At 44.7% G+C, this 16072-nt stretch carries 1 protein-coding gene (only partly in view); it reads left to right on the top strand.

What is annotated here, in order from left to right; all coding sequences use genetic code 11:
- A protein-coding gene (locus AC2TEO_RS04450; RefSeq protein ID WP_442266954.1) for a cadherin-like domain-containing protein crosses the window boundary here: on the top strand, positions 1-16072 show its 3' portion. It extends 11480 nt beyond the left edge of the window; the window shows 16072 of its 27552 coding nt (coding positions 11481-27552); its start codon lies beyond the left edge, outside the window; it ends in the stop codon at positions 16070-16072.

Raw genomic sequence — 16072 nt, 5'->3', positions numbered from 1 at the left:
GATCAATGCTGTCCCATCCGATCCAAGTGCCCCAACGGCAAGTGTTACAGTACAACCTACTTGTACAGTACCAACAGGAACAATTGATATTACGGCTCCAAGTTTAGGAAGTGATGAAGTATATGAGGTAACAGGAACAAGTCCAGTAGTTGCGGCGGTAACCAATACCACTGGTGATTTTACAGGCTTAGCACCAGGAGATTATGCGGTAACGGTACTTAATACAGTAACGGGTTGTGAGAGTACAGTAGTTAGTTTAACGATCAATGCTGTCCCATCCGATCCAAGTGCCCCAACGGCAAGTGTTACAGTACAACCTACTTGTACAGTACCAACAGGAACAATTGATATTACGGCTCCAAGTTTAGGAAGTGATGAAGTATATGAGGTAACAGGAACAAGTCCAGTAGTTGCGGCGGTAACCAATACCACTGGTGATTTTACAGGCTTAGCACCAGGAGATTATGCGGTAACGGTACTTAATACAGTAACGGGTTGTGAGAGTACAGTAGTTAGTTTAACGATCAATGCTGTCCCATCCGATCCAAGTGCCCCAACGGCAAGTGTTACAGTACAACCTACTTGTACAGTACCAACAGGAACAATTGATATTACGGCTCCAAGTTTAGGAAGTGATGAAGTATATGAGGTAACAGGAACAAGTCCAGTAGTTGCGGCGGTAACCAATACCACTGGTGATTTTACAGGCTTAGCACCAGGAGATTATGCGGTAACGGTACTTAATACAGTAACGGGTTGTGAGAGTACAGTAGTTAGTTTAACGATCAATGCTGTCCCATCCGATCCAAGTGCCCCAACGGCAAGTGTTACAGTACAACCTACTTGTACAGTACCAACAGGAACAATTGATATTACGGCTCCAAGTTTAGGAAGTGATGAAGTATATGAGGTAACAGGAACAAGTCCAGTAGTTGCGGCGGTAACCAATACCACTGGTGATTTTACAGGCTTAGCACCAGGAGATTATGCGGTAACGGTACTTAATACAGTAACGGGTTGTGAGAGTACAGTAGTTAGTTTAACGATCAATGCTGTCCCATCCGATCCAAGTGCCCCAACGGCAAGTGTTACAGTACAACCTACTTGTACAGTACCAACAGGAACAATTGATATTACGGCTCCAAGTTTAGGAAGTGATGAAGTATATGAGGTAACAGGAACAAGTCCAGTAGTTGCAGCGGTAACCAATACCACTGGTGATTTTACAGGCTTAGCACCAGGAGATTATGCGGTAACGGTACTTAATACAGTAACGGGTTGTGAGAGTACAGTAGTTAGTTTAACGATCAATGCTGTCCCATCCGATCCAAGTGCCCCAACGGCAAGTGTTACAGTACAACCTACTTGTACAGTACCAACAGGAACAATTGATATTACGGCTCCAAGTTTAGGAAGTGATGAAGTATATGAGGTAACAGGAACAAGTCCAGTAGTTGCGGCGGTAACCAATACCACTGGTGATTTTACAGGCTTAGCACCAGGAGATTATGCGGTAACGGTACTTAATACAGTAACGGGTTGTGAGAGTACAGTAGTTAGTTTAACGATCAATGCTGTCCCATCCGATCCAAGTGCCCCAACGGCAAGTGTTACAGTACAACCTACTTGTACAGTACCAACAGGAACAATTGATATTACGGCTCCAAGTTTAGGAAGTGATGAAGTATATGAGGTAACAGGAACAAGTCCAGTAGTTGCGGCGGTAACCAATACCACTGGTGATTTTACAGGCTTAGCACCAGGAGATTATGCGGTAACGGTACTTAATACAGTAACGGGTTGTGAGAGTACAGTAGTTAGTTTAACGATCAATGCTGTCCCATCCGATCCAAGTGCCCCAACGGCAAGTGTTACAGTACAACCTACTTGTACAGTACCAACAGGAACAATTGATATTACGGCTCCAAGTTTAGGAAGTGATGAAGTATATGAGGTAACAGGAACAAGTCCAGTAGTTGCGGCGGTAACCAATACCACTGGTGATTTTACAGGCTTAGCACCAGGAGATTATGCGGTAACGGTACTTAATACAGTAACGGGTTGTGAGAGTACAGTAGTTAGTTTAACGATCAATGCTGTCCCATCCGATCCAAGTGCCCCAACGGCAAGTGTTACAGTACAACCTACTTGTACAGTACCAACAGGAACAATTGATATTACGGCTCCAAGTTTAGGAAGTGATGAAGTATATGAGGTAACAGGAACAAGTCCAGTAGTTGCGGCGGTAACCAATACCACTGGTGATTTTACAGGCTTAGCACCAGGAGATTATGCGGTAACGGTACTTAATACAGTAACGGGTTGTGAGAGTACAGTAGTTAGTTTAACGATCAATGCTGTCCCATCCGATCCAAGTGCCCCAACGGCAAGTGTTACAGCACAACCTACTTGTACAGTACCAACAGGAACAATTGATATTACGGCTCCAAGTTTAGGAAGTGATGAAGTATATGAGGTAACAGGAACAAGTCCAGTAGTTGCGGCGGTAACCAATACCACTGGTGATTTTACAGGCTTAGCACCAGGAGATTATGCGGTAACGGTACTTAATACAGTAACGGGTTGTGAGAGTACAGTAGTTAGTTTAACGATCAATGCTGTCCCATCCGATCCAAGTGCCCCAACGGCAAGTGTTACAGTACAACCTACTTGTACAGTACCAACAGGAACAATTGATATTACGGCTCCAAGTTTAGGAAGTGATGAAGTATATGAGGTAACAGGAACAAGTCCAGTAGTTGCGGCGGTAACCAATACCACTGGTGATTTTACAGGCTTAGCACCAGGAGATTATGCGGTAACGGTACTTAATACAGTAACGGGTTGTGAGAGTACAGTAGTTAGTTTAACGATCAATGCTGTCCCATCCGATCCAAGTGCCCCAACGGCAAGTGTTACAGTACAACCTACTTGTACAGTACCAACAGGAACAATTGATATTACGGCTCCAAGTTTAGGAAGTGATGAAGTATATGAGGTAACAGGAACAAGTCCAGTAGTTGCGGCGGTAACCAATACCACTGGTGATTTTACAGGCTTAGCACCAGGAGATTATGCGGTAACGGTACTTAATACAGTAACGGGTTGTGAGAGTACAGTAGTTAGTTTAACGATCAATGCTGTCCCATCCGATCCAAGTGCCCCAACGGCAAGTGTTACAGTACAACCTACTTGTACAGTACCAACAGGAACAATTGATATTACGGCTCCAAGTTTAGGAAGTGATGAAGTATATGAGGTAACAGGAACAAGTCCAGTAGTTGCGGCGGTAACCAATACCACTGGTGATTTTACAGGCTTAGCACCAGGAGATTATGCGGTAACGGTACTTAATACAGTAACGGGTTGTGAGAGTACAGTAGTTAGTTTAACGATCAATGCTGTCCCATCCGATCCAAGTGCCCCAACGGCAAGTGTTACAGTACAACCTACTTGTACAGTACCAACAGGAACAATTGATATTACGGCTCCAAGTTTAGGAAGTGATGAAGTATATGAGGTAACAGGAACAAGTCCAGTAGTTGCGGCGGTAACCAATACCACTGGTGATTTTACAGGCTTAGCACCAGGAGATTATGCGGTAACGGTGCTTAATACAGTAACGGGTTGTGAGAGTACAGTAGTTAGTTTAACGATCAATGCTGTCCCATCCGATCCAAGTGCCCCAACGGCAAGTGTTACAGTACAACCTACTTGTACAGTACCAACAGGAACAATTGATATTACGGCTCCAAGTTTAGGAAGTGATGAAGTATATGAGGTAACAGGAACAAGTCCAGTAGTTGCGGCGGTAACCAATACCACTGGTGATTTTACAGGCTTAGCACCAGGAGATTATGCGGTAACGGTACTTAATACAGTAACGGGTTGTGAGAGTACAGTAGTTAGTTTAACGATCAATGCTGTCCCATCCGATCCAAGTGCCCCAACGGCAAGTGTTACAGTACAACCTACTTGTACAGTACCAACAGGAACAATTGATATTACGGCTCCAAGTTTAGGAAGTGATGAAGTATATGAGGTAACAGGAACAAGTCCAGTAGTTGCGGCGGTAACCAATACCACTGGTGATTTTACAGGCTTAGCACCAGGAGATTATGCGGTAACGGTACTTAATACAGTAACGGGTTGTGAGAGTACAGTAGTTAGTTTAACGATCAATGCTGTCCCATCCGATCCAAGTGCCCCAACGGCAAGTGTTACAGTACAACCTACTTGTACAGTACCAACAGGAACAATTGATATTACGGCTCCAAGTTTAGGAAGTGATGAAGTATATGAGGTAACAGGAACAAGTCCAGTAGTTGCGGCGGTAACCAATACCACTGGTGATTTTACAGGCTTAGCACCAGGAGATTATGCGGTAACGGTACTTAATACAGTAACGGGTTGTGAGAGTACAGTAGTTAGTTTAACGATCAATGCTGTCCCATCCGATCCAAGTGCCCCAACGGCAAGTGTTACAGTACAACCTACTTGTACAGTACCAACAGGAACAATTGATATTACGGCTCCAAGTTTAGGAAGTGATGAAGTATATGAGGTAACAGGAACAAGTCCAGTAGTTGCGGCGGTAACCAATACCACTGGTGATTTTACAGGCTTAGCACCAGGAGATTATGCGGTAACGGTACTTAATACAGTAACGGGTTGTGAGAGTACAGTAGTTAGTTTAACGATCAATGCTGTCCCATCCGATCCAAGTGCCCCAACGGCAAGTGTTACAGTACAACCTACTTGTACAGTACCAACAGGAACAATTGATATTACGGCTCCAAGTTTAGGAAGTGATGAAGTATATGAGGTAACAGGAACAAGTCCAGTAGTTGCGGCGGTAACCAATACCACTGGTGATTTTACAGGCTTAGCACCAGGAGATTATGCGGTAACGGTACTTAATACAGTAACGGGTTGTGAGAGTACAGTAGTTAGTTTAACGATCAATGAGGCACTGTGTGGCGATGTTAGTGGAGTTGTTTACGGCGATACCAACGGAAACGGAACACAAGACGGTTCAGAGAGCGGTTTAGGTGGAGTTACAGTATTTGCTGACTTAGATGGCGACGGCGTTCAAGATCCAGGAGAGCCAAGTACGACTACGAATCCAGATGGAAGCTATACGTTGACAGGAGTTCCAGCAGGAAGTCCAGTAGATATTGTGGTTGTAGAAGGTGATTTACCATCAGGAAGCACACAAACAGAAGGAACAAATCCAACTTCAGTTACTCCAGTAGGAGGCGGAAGTGTTGATGCAGGAAATGACGGATACCAAACACAAGGCGATGTTAGTGGAGTTGTTTACGGCGATACCAACGGAAACGGAACACAAGACGGTTCAGAGAGCGGTTTAGGTGGAGTTACAGTGTTTGCTGACTTAGATGGCGACGGCGTTCAAGATCCAGGAGAGCCAAGTACGACTACGAATCCAGATGGAAGCTATACATTGACAGGAGTTCCAGCAGGAAGTCCAGTAGATATTGTTGTTGTAGAAGGAGATTTACCATCAGGAAGCACACAAACAGAAGGAACAAACCCAACTTCAGTTACTCCAGTAGGAGGCGGAAGTGTTGATGCAGGAAACGATGGATACCAAACACAAGGCGATGTTAGTGGAGTTGTTTACGGCGATACCAACGGAAACGGAACACAAGACGGTTCAGAGAGCGGTTTAGGTGGAGTTACAGTGTTTGCTGATTTAGATGGCGATGGCGTTCAAGATCCAGGAGAGCCAAGTACGACTACGAATCCAGATGGAAGCTATACGTTGACAGGAGTTCCAGCAGGAAGTCCAGTAGATATTGTAGTTGTAGAAGGTGATTTACCATCAGGAAGCACACAAACAGAAGGAACAAATCCAACTTCAGTTACTCCAGTAGGAGGCGGAAGTGTTGATGCAGGAAGTGACGGATACCAAACACAAGGCGATGTTAGTGGAGTTGTTTACGGCGATACCAACGGAAACGGAACACAAGACGGTTCAGAGAGCGGTTTAGGTGGAGTTACAGTATTTGCTGACTTAGATGGCGACGGCGTTCAAGATCCAGGAGAGCCAAGTACGACTACGAATCCAGATGGAAGCTATACATTGACAGGAGTTCCAGCAGGAAGTCCAGTAGATATTGTAGTTGTAGAAGGTGATTTACCATCAGGAAGCACACAAACAGAAGGAACAAACCCAACTTCAGTTACTCCAGTAGGAGGCGGAAGTGTTGATGCAGGAAGCGACGGATACCAAACACAAGGCGATGTTAGTGGAGTTGTTTACGGCGACACCAACGGAAACGGAACACAAGACGGTTCAGAGAGCGGTTTAGGTGGAGTTACAGTGTTTGCTGACTTAGATGGCGACGGCGTTCAAGATCCAGGAGAGCCAAGTACGACTACGAATCCAGATGGAAGCTATACATTGACAGGAGTTCCAGCAGGAAGTCCAGTAGATATTGTTGTTGTAGAAGGAGATTTACCATCAGGAAGCACACAAACAGAAGGAACAAACCCAACTTCAGTTACTCCAGTAGGAGGCGGAAGTGTTGATGCAGGAAACGATGGATACCAAACACAAGGCGATGTTAGTGGAGTTGTTTACGGCGATACCAACGGAAACGGAACACAAGACGGTTCAGAGAGCGGTTTAGGTGGAGTTACAGTGTTTGCTGATTTAGATGGCGATGGCGTTCAAGATCCAGGAGAGCCAAGTACGACTACGAATCCAGATGGAAGCTATACGTTGACAGGAGTTCCAGCAGGAAGTCCAGTAGATATTGTAGTTGTAGAAGGTGATTTACCATCAGGAAGCACACAAACAGAAGGAACAAATCCAACTTCAGTTACTCCAGTAGGAGGCGGAAGTGTTGATGCAGGAAGTGACGGATACCAAACACAAGGCGATGTTAGTGGAGTTGTTTACGGCGATACCAACGGAAACGGAACACAAGACGGTTCAGAGAGCGGTTTAGGTGGAGTTACAGTATTTGCTGACTTAGATGGCGACGGCGTTCAAGATCCAGGAGAGCCAAGTACGACTACGAATCCAGATGGAAGCTATACATTGACAGGAGTTCCAGCAGGAAGTCCAGTAGATATTGTAGTTGTAGAAGGTGATTTACCATCAGGAAGCACACAAACAGAAGGAACAAACCCAACTTCAGTTACTCCAGTAGGAGGCGGAAGTGTTGATGCAGGAAGCGACGGATACCAAACACAAGGCGATGTTAGTGGAGTTGTTTACGGCGACACCAACGGAAACGGAACACAAGACGGTTCAGAGAGCGGTTTAGGTGGAGTTACAGTGTTTGCTGACTTAGATGGCGACGGCGTTCAAGATCCAGGAGAGCCAAGTACGACTACGAATCCAGATGGAAGCTATACATTGACAGGAGTTCCAGCAGGAAGTCCAGTAGATATTGTGGTTGTAGAAGGCGATTTACCATCAGGAAGTACACAAACAGAAGGAACAAACCCAACTTCAGTTACTCCAGTAGGAGGGGGAAGTGTTGATGCAGGAAGTGACGGATACCAAACACAAGGCGATGTTAATGGAGTTGTTTACGGCGATACCAACGGAAACGGAACACAAGACGGTTCAGAGAGCGGTTTAGGTGGAGTTACAGTATTTGCTGACTTAGATGGCGATGGCGTTCAAGATCCAGGAGAGCCAAGTACGACTACGAATCCAGATGGAAGCTATACGTTGACAGGAGTTCCAGCAGGAAGTCCAGTAGATATTGTGGTTGTAGAAGGTGATTTACCATCAGGAAGCACACAAACAGAAGGAACAAACCCAACTTCAGTTACTCCAGTAGGAGGGGGAAGTGTTGATGCAGGAAGTGACGGATACCAAACACAAGGCGATGTTAGTGGAGTTGTTTACGGCGATACCAACGGAAACGGAACACAAGACGGTTCAGAGAGCGGTTTAGGTGGAGTTACAGTATTTGCTGACTTAGATGGCGATGGTGTTCAAGATCCAGGAGAGCCAAGTACGACTACGAATCCAGATGGAAGCTATACGTTGACAGGAGTTCCAGCAGGAAGTCCAGTAGATATTGTAGTTGTAGAAGGTGATTTACCATCAGGAAGCACACAAACAGAAGGAACAAACCCAACTTCAGTTACTCCAGTAGGAGGCGGAAGTGTTGATGCAGGAAACGACGGATACCAAACACAAGGCGATGTTAGTGGAGTTGTTTACGGCGATACCAACGGAAACGGAACACAAGACGGTTCAGAGAGCGGTTTAGGTGGAGTTACAGTGTTTGCTGACTTAGATGGCGATGGCGTTCAAGATCCAGGAGAGCCAAGTACGACTACGAATCCAGATGGAAGCTATACGTTGACAGGAGTTCCAGCAGGAAGTCCAGTAGATATTGTAGTTGTAGAAGGTGATTTACCATCAGGAAGTACACAAACAGAAGGAACAAATCCAACTTCAGTTACTCCAGTAGGAGGCGGAAGTGTTGATGCAGGAAATGACGGATACCAAACACAAGGCGATGTTAGTGGAGTTGTTTACGGCGATACCAACGGAAACGGAACACAAGACGGTTCAGAGAGCGGTTTAGGTGGAGTTACAGTGTTTGCTGACTTAGATGGCGATGGCGTTCAAGATCCAGGAGAGCCAAGTACGACTACGAATCCAGATGGAAGCTATACGTTGACAGGAGTTCCAGCAGGAAGTCCAGTAGATATTGTGGTTGTAGAAGGTGATTTACCATCAGGAAGCACACAAACAGAAGGAACAAATCCAACTTCAGTTACTCCAGTAGGAGGCGGAAGTGTTGATGCAGGAAATGACGGATACCAAACACAAGGCGATGTTAGTGGAGTTGTTTACGGCGATACCAACGGAAACGGAACACAAGACGGTTCAGAGAGCGGTCTAGGTGGAGTTACAGTGTTTGCTGACTTAGATGGCGACGGCGTTCAAAATCCAGGAGAGCCAAGTACGACTACGAATCCAGATGGAAGCTATACATTGACAGGAGTTCCAGCAGGAAGTCCAGTAGATATTGTAGTTGTAGAAGGCGATTTACCATCAGGAAGCACACAAACAGAAGGAACAAACCCAACTTCAGTTACTCCAGTAGGAGGCGGAAGTGTTGATGCAGGAAGTGACGGATACCAAACACAAGGCGATGTTAGTGGAGTTGTTTACGGCGATACCAATGGAAACGGAACACAAGACGGTTCAGAGAGCGGTTTAGGTGGAGTTACAGTGTTTGCTGACTTAGATGGCGACGGCGTTCAAGATCCAGGAGAGCCAAGTACGACTACGAATCCAGATGGAAGCTATACGTTGACAGGAGTTCCAGCAGGAAGTCCAGTAGATATTGTAGTTGTAGAAGGTGATTTACCATTAGGAAGCACACAAACAGAAGGAACAAACCCAACTTCAGTTACTCCAGTAGGAGGCGGAAGTGTTGATGCAGGAAGCGACGGATACCAAACACAAGGCGATGTTAGTGGAGTTGTTTACGGCGATACCAATGGAAACGGAACACAAGACGGTTCAGAGAGCGGTTTAGGTGGAGTTACAGTGTTTGTTGACTTAGATGGCGATGGCGTTCAAGATCCAGGAGAGCCAAGTACGACTACGAATCCAGATGGAAGCTATACGTTGACAGGAGTTCCAGCAGGAAGTCCAGTAGATATTGTAGTTGTAGAAGGTGATTTACCATCAGGAAGTACACAAACAGAAGGAACAAATCCAACTTCAGTTACTCCAGTAGGAGGCGGAAGTGTTGATGCAGGAAGTGACGGATACCAAACACAAGGCGATGTTAGTGGAGTTGTTTACGGCGATACCAACGGAAACGGAACACAAGACGGTTCAGAGAGCGGTCTAGGTGGAGTTACAGTGTTTGCTGACTTAGATGGCGACGGCGTTCAAGATCCAGGAGAGCCAAGTACGACTACGAATCCAGATGGAAGCTATACGTTGACAGGAGTTCCAGCAGGAAGTCCAGTAGATATTGTAGTTGTAGAAGGTGATTTACCATCAGGAAGCACACAAACAGAAGGAACAAACCCAACTTCAGTTACTCCAGTAGGAGGGGGAAGTGTTGATGCAGGAAGTGACGGATACCAAACACAAGGCGATGTTAGTGGAGTTGTTTACGGCGATACCAACGGAAACGGAACACAAGACGGTTCAGAGAGCGGTTTAGGTGGAGTTACAGTATTTGCTGACTTAGATGGCGACGGCGTTCAAGATCCAGGAGAGCCAAGTACGACTACGAATCCAGATGGAAGCTATACATTGACAGGAGTTCCAGCAGGAAGTCCAGTAGATATTGTAGTTGTAGAAGGTGATTTACCATCAGGAAGCACACAAACAGAAGGAACGAACCCAACTTCAGTTACTCCAGTAGGAGGCGGAAGTGTTGATGCAGGAAACGACGGATACCAAACACAAGGCGATGTTAGTGGAGTTGTTTACGGCGATACCAACGGAAACGGAACACAAGACGGTTCAGAGAGCGGTTTAGGTGGAGTTACAGTGTTTGCTGACTTAGATGGCGATGGCGTTCAAGATCCAGGAGAGCCAAGTACGACTACGAATCCAGATGGAAGCTATACATTGACAGGAGTTCCAGCAGGAAGTCCAGTAGATATTGTGGTTGTAGAAGGTGATTTACCATCAGGAAGCACACAAACAGAAGGAACAAATCCAACTTCAGTTACTCCAGTAGGAGGCGGAAGTGTTGATGCAGGAAGTGACGGATACCAAACACAAGGCGATGTTAGTGGAGTTGTTTACGGTGATACCAACGGAAACGGAACACAAGACGGTTCAGAGAGCGGTTTAGGTGGAGTTACAGTGTTTGCTGACTTAGATGGCGACGGCGTTCAAGATCCAGGAGAGCCAAGTACGACTACGAATCCAGATGGAAGCTATACATTGACAGGAGTTCCAGCAGGAAGTCCAGTAGATATTGTGGTTGTAGAAGGCGATTTACCATCAGGAAGCACACAAACAGAAGGAACAAACCCAACTTCAGTTACTCCAGTAGGAGGCGGAAGTGTTGATGCAGGAAGTGACGGATACCAAACACAAGGCGATGTTAATGGAGTTGTTTACGGCGATACCAACGGAAACGGAACACAAGACGGTTCAGAGAGCGGTTTAGGTGGAGTTACAGTATTTGCTGACTTAGATGGCGATGGCGTTCAAGATCCAGGAGAGCCAAGTACGACTACGAATCCAGATGGAAGCTATACATTGACAGGAGTTCCAGCAGGAAGTCCAGTAGATATTGTGGTTGTAGAAGGTGATTTACCATCAGGAAGCACACAAACAGAAGGAACAAACCCAACTTCAGTTACTCCAGTAGGAGGGGGAAGTGTTGATGCAGGAAGTGACGGATACCAAACACAAGGCGATGTTAGTGGAGTTGTTTACGGCGATACCAACGGAAACGGAACACAAGACGGTTCAGAGAGCGGTTTAGGTGGAGTTACAGTATTTGCTGACTTAGATGGCGACGGCGTTCAAGATCCAGGAGAGCCAAGTACGACTACGAATCCAGATGGAAGCTATACATTGACAGGAGTTCCAGCAGGAAGTCCAGTAGATATTGTAGTTGTAGAAGGTGATTTACCATCAGGAAGCACACAAACAGAAGGAACGAACCCAACTTCAGTTACTCCAGTAGGAGGCGGAAGTGTTGATGCAGGAAACGACGGATACCAAACACAAGGCGATGTTAGTGGAGTTGTTTACGGCGATACCAACGGAAACGGAACACAAGACGGTTCAGAGAGCGGTTTAGGTGGAGTTACAGTGTTTGCTGACTTAGATGGCGATGGCGTTCAAGATCCAGGAGAGCCAAGTACGACTACGAATCCAGATGGAAGCTATACATTGACAGGAGTTCCAGCAGGAAGTCCAGTAGATATTGTGGTTGTAGAAGGTGATTTACCATCAGGAAGCACACAAACAGAAGGAACAAATCCAACTTCAGTTACTCCAGTAGGAGGCGGAAGTGTTGATGCAGGAAGTGACGGATACCAAACACAAGGCGATGTTAGTGGAGTTGTTTACGGTGATACCAACGGAAACGGAACACAAGACGGTTCAGAGAGCGGTTTAGGTGGAGTTACAGTGTTTGCTGACTTAGATGGCGACGGCGTTCAAGATCCAGGAGAGCCAAGTACGACTACGAATCCAGATGGAAGCTATACGTTGACAGGAGTTCCAGCAGGAAGTCCAGTAGATATTGTAGTTGTAGAAGGTGATTTACCATCAGGAAGTACACAAACAGAAGGAACAAATCCAACTTCAGTTACTCCAGTAGGAGGCGGAAGTGTTGATGCAGGAAACGACGGATACCAAACACAAGGCGATGTTAGTGGAGTTGTTTACGGCGATACCAACGGAAACGGAACACAAGACGGTTCAGAGAGCGGTTTAGGTGGAGTTACAGTGTTTGCTGACTTAGATGGTGACGGCGTTCAAGATCCAGGAGAGCCAAGTACGACTACGAATCCAGATGGAAGCTATACGTTGACAGGAGTTCCAGCAGGAAGTCCAGTAGATATTGTAGTTGTAGAAGGTGATTTACCATCAGGAAGCACACAAACAGAAGGAACAAACCCAACTTCAGTTACTCCAGTAGGAGGCGGAAGTGTTGATGCAGGAAGTGACGGATACCAAACACAAGGCGATGTTAGTGGAGTTGTTTACGGCGATACCAACGGAAACGGAACACAAGACGGTTCAGAGAGCGGTTTAGGTGGAGTTACAGTATTTGCTGACTTAGATGGCGATGGCGTTCAAGATCCAGGAGAGCCAAGTACGACTACGAATCCAGATGGAAGCTATACGTTGACAGGAGTTCCAGCAGGAAGTCCAGTAGATATTGTAGTTGTAGAAGGTGATTTACCATCAGGAAGTACACAAACAGAAGGAACAAATCCAACTTCAGTTACTCCAGTAGGAGGCGGAAGTGTTGATGCAGGAAGTGACGGATACCAAACACAAGGCGATGTTAGTGGAGTTGTTTACGGCGATACCAACGGAAACGGAACACAAGACGGTTCAGAGAGCGGTTTAGGTGGAGTTACCGTGTTTGCTGACTTAGATGGCGATGGCGTTCAAGATCCAGGAGAGCCAAGTACGACTACGAATCCAGATGGAAGCTATACGTTGACAGGAGTTCCAGCAGGAAGTCCAGTAGATATTGTAGTTGTAGAAGGAGATTTACGATCAGGAAGCACACAAACAGAAGGAACAAATCCAACTTCAGTTACTCCAGTAGGAGGCGGAAGTGTTGATGCAGGAAATGACGGATACCAAACACAAGGCGATGTTAGTGGAGTTGTTTACGGCGATACCAACGGAAACGGAACACAAGACGGTTCAGAGAGCGGTTTAGGTGGAGTTACAGTGTTTGCTGACTTAGATGGCGACGGCGTTCAAGATCCAGGAGAGCCAAGTACGACTACGAATCCAGATGGAAGCTATACGTTGACAGGAGTTCCAGCAGGAAGTCCAGTAGATATTGTAGTTGTAGAAGGTGATTTACCATCAGGAAGCACACAAACAGAAGGAACAAACCCAACTTCAGTTACTCCAGTAGGAGGCGGAAGTGTTGATGCAGGAAGTGACGGATACCAAACACAAGGCGATGTTAGTGGAGTTGTTTACGGTGATACCAACGGAAACGGAACACAAGACGGTTCAGAGAGCGGTTTAGGTGGAGTTACAGTGTTTGCTGACTTAGATGGCGACGGCGTTCAAGATCCAGGAGAGCCAAGTACGACTACGAATCCAGATGGAAGCTATACGTTGACAGGAGTTCCAGCAGGAAGTCCAGTAGATATTGTAGTTGTAGAAGGTGATTTACCATCAGGAAGTACACAAACAGAAGGAACAAATCCAACTTCAGTTACTCCAGTAGGAGGCGGAAGTGTTGATGCAGGAAGTGACGGATACCAAACACAAGGCGATGTTAGTGGAGTTGTTTACGGCGATACCAACGGAAACGGAACACAAGACGGTTCAGAGAGCGGTTTAGGTGGAGTTACAGTGTTTGCTGACTTAGATGGCGACGGCGTTCAAGATCCAGGAGAGCCAAGTACGACTACGAATCCAGATGGAAGCTATACGTTGACAGGAGTTCCAGCAGGAAGTCCAGTAGATATTGTGGTTGTAGAAGGTGATTTACCATCAGGAAGTACACAAACAGAAGGAACAAACCCAACTTCAGTTACTCCAGTAGGAGGCGGAAGTGTTGATGCAGGAAACGACGGATATGCACCAGTAGTTATAGTTAATACTATGGATGATACAGCTACAACGAATGCTAATACATCAGTAGATATTAATGTTATACTTAATGATACTAATGTGCCAAATTCGGGAACCTTAACAGTTACAGATCCAGCAAATGGTACAGTAACAATAGATGATGGGGGTACACCTAATGATCCAAGTGATGATACAGTGACGTATACACCAAATACTGATTTTACAGGTACAGATACATTTACATATACAATTTGTGATGATCAAACACCTCCAAACTGTAATACAGCTACAGTAACAGTAGATGTTCAAGATATTCGCTTGCCAGGAGCTGTTGATGATACAGCAACAACAGATGAAGGAGAATCGGTTGATATAAATATATTAGGTAATGATACAGATACACCATCATCAGGAACATTAACAGTTACAGACCCAGCAAATGGGACAGTAGTAATAGATGATGGAGGTACACCTAATGATCCAAGTGATGATACAGTTACTTATACACCAGATCCAGGGTTTAATGGTACAGATACATTTACATATACAATTTGTGATGATCAAACACCTCCAAATTGTGATACAGCTACAGTAACAGTTGATGTATTACCAACACCAGATGCTAATAGTGACACCGCAACAACAGATGAGGATGAATCGGTTGAAATAAATGTATTAGATAATGATACTGATATACCATCATCAGGAACATTAACAGTTACAGATCCAGCAAATGGTACAGTAACAATAGATGATGGTGGTACACCAGATGATCCAAGTGATGATGTTGTAATCTATACACCAAATGAAGATTTTAACGGAACAGATACATTTACATACACAATTTGTGATGCTGCAACACCTCCAAATTGTTCAACAACTACAGTAACAGTTGATGTATTACCAACACCAGATGCTAATAGTGATACAGTAACAACAGATGAGGATGAATCGGTTGAAATAGATGTGTTAGGTAATGATACAGACATATCTTCATCAGGAACATTAACAGTTACAGATCCAGAAAATGGTACAGTAACAATAGATGATGGAGGTACGCCTGATGATCCAAGTGATGATGTTGTAATCTATACACCAAATGAAGATTTCAACGGTACAGATACATTTACATACACAATTTGTGACGATGCAACACCTCCAAATTGTTCAACAACTACAGTAACTGTTGATGTTAATGCAACACCAGATGCTGAAGATGATAGTTCTGAAACAAATGGAGACGATCCAGTAATTATTGATATATTTGATAATGATAATGATGTGCCAGACGATGGAACTTTAACAATAGAAGATGGACCAAGTAATGGTGATGTAGTTATTGATGATAATGGTACACCTAATGATCCAAGTGATGATACAGTTACTTATACACCAGATCCAGGATTTACAGGTACAGACACATTTATATATACAATATGTGACAGTGCTACACCAGCAAATTGTTCAACAGCAACAGTTACTATAGAGGTTACTGATCCTTGCTTAACAGTATATAATGAGTTTAGTCCAAATGGAGATGGAATTAATGATTACTTAAAAATTAATTGTATAAATAATTATACAAATAATACCGTTGAAATTTTTAATAGATGGGGTAATACAGTATACAAAGTAAAAGGATATAATAATGATGATTCTAGTAAGAGATTTGAAGGTATATCAAATGGAAGAGCAACGATTCAAACTCTAGACAAATTACCTGTAGGAACATATTATTATGTAATAGATTTAGGAGACGGAAGTCCTATCAGAAAAGGATGGATATATATTAATAGATAA

It is taken from the genome of Tenacibaculum aquaeponti (assembly GCF_057221555.1).
This window is presented reverse-complemented; position numbering and strand designations above follow the sequence as displayed.